The following is a 3,826-nucleotide window of genomic DNA, read 5'->3' as shown; positions in this document are numbered from 1 at the left end:
GCGCCGGGCGTCACAAATGCGCCGACCCGCGCCGAGCGCCTGCCAACCTTGCCGTCCACCGGTGCATGGATTTCCGTATAGGACAGATTGAGATTCGCCAATTCCTGAGCCGCCTCGGCGCGCATCAACGTGCTGGCCGCCTTGTCGCGTTGCGTGCGCAGCACGTCGAGGTTCTGCTCAGTCGTGCTCAACGCGGCGCGGTCATGGGACTGCCGCGCAAGTTGCTCGGCGAGCGCGCTCGAAGCGTGTTGTTGTTCCTGCGTGGTTCCCGCTCCTGCTTCGGAGAGATTCTGGTAGCGCGAGGCGTTCGCTCGCGCAAACTCGACCGACGCTTCGTCGGAGCGAAGCGTGGCGCGCGCCTGCTCGACGAGCGAGGGGTGCCGCGCAATCTCGGCGTCGTAGTTTGCTATGGATGCCTTGGCTGCCGCCACGTCCGCCTGCGCACTCGACAATGCGGCCCGGAAATCGCGGTCATCGATACGCACCATCAATTGCCCGGCCTTGACCCACTGATTGTCGTTGACCAGTACCTCTGAAACCTGGCCGGCGATACGCGGCGCCACGAGCGTGAAGTCGGCCGACACGTAGGCATCGTTTGTGGATTCGGTATCCGAGTTGCCAGCAAGCCTTGTGCAAGCCCATGCAACGATGCCGACCGCGACGACAAGCACGGCAATGCGAACGGTTCTGAGGCGGGATCGGGTGGCGGCTGACATGGAAATCTCCCTTAGTGGGAAGAGGGCGGAGTAGCGCCCATGTTCAAATCATGGGTCATTGCCAGCGCAGTGACCTGTTCATTGCGTATTGCAGATAGCGACGCGAGCAAGGTCCCAATCAGGCCCACAGAGAGACGATGTGATAGCGTGGCCTGTGCGGGCGTTGGCTGCGCGGCTCCGGTTGTCAAAGGGTTGGTGGTGGTCATAGGGGTTCGCTAGCTACGCGTGTTCAGTAGGTGATTGCATCTGCGAATCGCCGTCAAGGGCCATGTGCTCGCCGAACCCCGAATGCCGATATCGGGCTGCGACTGCCTTACGCCCGAGGCTGTACTTCCTCAAAGTATTGCGGTGCTTCCCGGCGATCAAACATCCCGTACGCCCGGACGATGCGGATGTGCCGCAGGCGCACGCCCTCTGGCAGTTTTGCGTCGCGTTCGAATACTTCTGCGGTTGCCTGGTCGTGCCACGTCGCCACCACGATCACGTCTCCCGGCGTCATCAGCGCGTCGAACACATCCCAGGCGACGAGGCCCGACGCGCCCGCTTCAAGTCCAAGCGACTTCGCGACCGATTCCGCGCCGGCCTGCCTGACCCAGTCCGGCGCGCGCGTCGCATCGAGCAGCGTCACCGCCGTGCCGGCGCCTGTCTCAGTGACATCCAGGCGCTGTTCGAGCAAGACTTGCCCGGCGGKCACGTGGGTATCCCTGACGGTCTGGCCAATGCGCAAGCGATAGTCGGCAAATACCCGATCGCGCGCCGCCTGCTGGACCTTGTGGTGTTTCGTCGTGGTACGCCAGCGCACCAGCGACTTCTCGTCGCGCCAGCTCGACAGCGAGAGGAGCCACCCCTCGCGCGTCAGGCTTGCATAGCGGGTGTTGTCGATAAACCCATCGATCTTCTCGAGTTCAGGTCGCAGCATCTGCGCCATGCCGAGATAGGCATCGAATTGTTCGGGTATCGGGTTGACTTCAAGCATTGCAGAAAACATGAGGTACTCCTTCTTTCCGTTGACCACACGACGTTATGTGGAAAATGCGCGAAACTGGCGATGACGACGGGTTGATTTCCGTGTCGCAGTCAAGCAGTTGGTGCATTCACTGTATGGCACGGAGAGTGTTTCTTAAAGGCTGGGAGGATCAGGTATTCGGCCAACAAGTGCGTGAATTTTGCCAAGTAACTTGTGGACTCCATGGAAATCGCAACCACCTGGAATAGTCCATTTCGGTTTGACCAATAAAGCCGATTTGCACGGGCGGGAACGATCACGAAGACCCGCTCCGCGCCGTCGCGGAAGCGATTGGTGCTGGCCATTTCTGATCTGTTTTGAGCCAATCGGAATGGGCAACTTGCGCGAGCTGGCTGTCCTTTGCGGTCATCCTCGATCGAGGCAGCGTGACTGGCGCGCGGCGCCCGGTTCGCTCGAAAGCTGAAGCTCAGGCGGCGAAGCGCAAGGGGTGCCCAACGCGCAATGCGACAGGCACGATCGGAGGCGCGGCGGTGCCGGTGATACGACGTGGCCCAAATTCCGCATCGATTGGCCAGACACGGCGCACCTGCGTGTTCGTGCCGCCATATGGACTGACTAGACTTGATTTCGGGACTGCGGCTGGGAACCTGACCCGGGTGCACCTGGAAACGCATCAGCCCTGGTTGCGGCTTGGGGTAGCCGGGATGGGGCTGCCGCCGCCTCGCCAATTGTCGCGGTCGAATTAGGGACCGGACCCCAAGCAAGGACGGATTCATCACGTTGATTCAGGATCGTCAAACCTCTCTGGCACCCGGTTACCACGCCGCATACGCGGCGAGGCGGGCTGCGCTTGTTTCGAGGGCATTCGGGGAGTAACGGAGCATGCGTGTTGCGATGATGTTGTACGCCGGATTCCAGTTACTCGATGTGACTGGCCCGATGGATGTGTTTCACGAGGCGAACTGCCTGTGCGGCGGAACGTTCTATGAACAGCATCTCGTCGGGCCGTCGCCCGGGTCTGTCGCATGCTCGAACGGGGTGGCGGTGGGCACGACGGAGTGCGTGTCGGATGTGCGTGCTCCGTTCGACATTATCGTGGTGCCCGGGTCCCCGCTCATCGGCCTGAGGCATGGGCAACGGGAAGTGGTGGATTGGCTCAGCGATGCCGGGCGTAGGGCGGGAAGGCTCGCATCCGTATGCAACGGCGCCTTCTTGCTCGCGCGTGCCGGTCTTGCCGACCACCGCTGGTTGACCACGCATTGGCGCGACGCGCAACGGCTCGCAACCGAGCATCCCCTGGTACACGTCATGACCAATCTAAGCTGCCTGAAGGACCGTAACCTGTATTCGTCGGGCGGCGTGAGCGCCGGTGTCCATCTGGCCCTGGCGCTGGTCAGGGAGGATCTTGGCGAAGACGTCGCCCGAACCATCGCCACGGCGCTGTTGACGCCGCGCCGTTGAGGCACGGAGCAAGCCCATCCGGTGCCGCATTCCCTCCCGCGCGGATGCGACGGCGATGGCCCGGATGGCGAGGTCATGGTCATCGTGGCCCAGATACGGCCCTTTTTGGCCGGTAGATGATCTTCTTGGCTGAGCGCGCGGCTCCGATCGTTGGCAGAATGGTTGCCACGATCCTCACAATTCTTCCAGAAGCACATCAAGAAAGTGCTGGGTGGACTGGGCCAGGGCGGAGAACCCGTCGAAGCCATCGTCCATGAGCTGGTGCCGAACATACGCTGTTCTCGAGTTGGATGGGAAATCGCCCTTTGATCTTGGTCGCTGATATTGTCAGCGCCGGTTTCCATGCGAGCCAGCCGTGACCCGAAACCCGCACGTAGTTTCACCCATCTCCCTGAAGCCAGCGCACGCAAGCGAATCGATGTCGGGTGCCGACATCATCCTGCGTGTCCTCAGCGAAGAGGGCGTCGATACCGTATTTGGATATAGCGGCGGCGCCATCTTGCCGACCTACGACGCTGTTTTCCGTTTCAACGAAATGCACGAGGGAGACCCCGAGCGTCAGATCAAGCTCGTGGTACCCGCCAATGAACAGGCCGCGGGCTTCATGGCCGCCGGTTACGCGCGCGCCAGCGGAAAAGTCGGCGTATTCATGGTGACCTCCGGCCCGGGCGCGACGAACGCG

The 3,826-nt window shown here is 61.9% G+C and carries 4 protein-coding genes; 2 read left to right on the top strand and 2 right to left on the bottom strand.

What is annotated here, in order from left to right; translation table 11 throughout:
- Nucleotides 1–716, bottom strand: a 716-nt coding sequence (locus AC1DK4_RS40360; protein ID WP_477132248.1) for an HlyD family secretion protein, incomplete at its 3' end; no start/stop codon positions are given.
- Between the two features lie 313 nt (nucleotides 717–1,029).
- The gene (locus AC1DK4_RS40355; RefSeq protein WP_477132247.1) at nucleotides 1,030–1,704 is read right to left on the bottom strand and encodes an antibiotic biosynthesis monooxygenase family protein; all 675 of its coding nucleotides are present in this window, start codon (nucleotides 1,702–1,704) and stop codon (nucleotides 1,030–1,032) included.
- 861 nt (nucleotides 1,705–2,565) lie between these two features.
- On the opposite strand from AC1DK4_RS40355, the gene AC1DK4_RS40350 reads away from it, so the two are divergent.
- The gene (locus AC1DK4_RS40350) at nucleotides 2,566–3,144 is read left to right on the top strand and encodes an AraC family transcriptional regulator (RefSeq protein ID WP_441624458.1); all 579 of its coding nucleotides are present in this window, start codon (nucleotides 2,566–2,568) and stop codon (nucleotides 3,142–3,144) included.
- A gap of 418 nt (nucleotides 3,145–3,562) precedes the next feature.
- A partial coding sequence (locus tag AC1DK4_RS40345; RefSeq protein WP_477132246.1) for a thiamine pyrophosphate-binding protein occupies nucleotides 3,563–3,826 on the top strand: 264 nt, incomplete at its 3' end.

The sequence above is a fragment of the Cupriavidus sp. 05N38 genome, assembly GCF_056397345.1.
The sequence above is the reverse complement of the archived record's forward strand: the minus strand, read 5'-3'. Positions and strand labels throughout refer to the sequence as shown.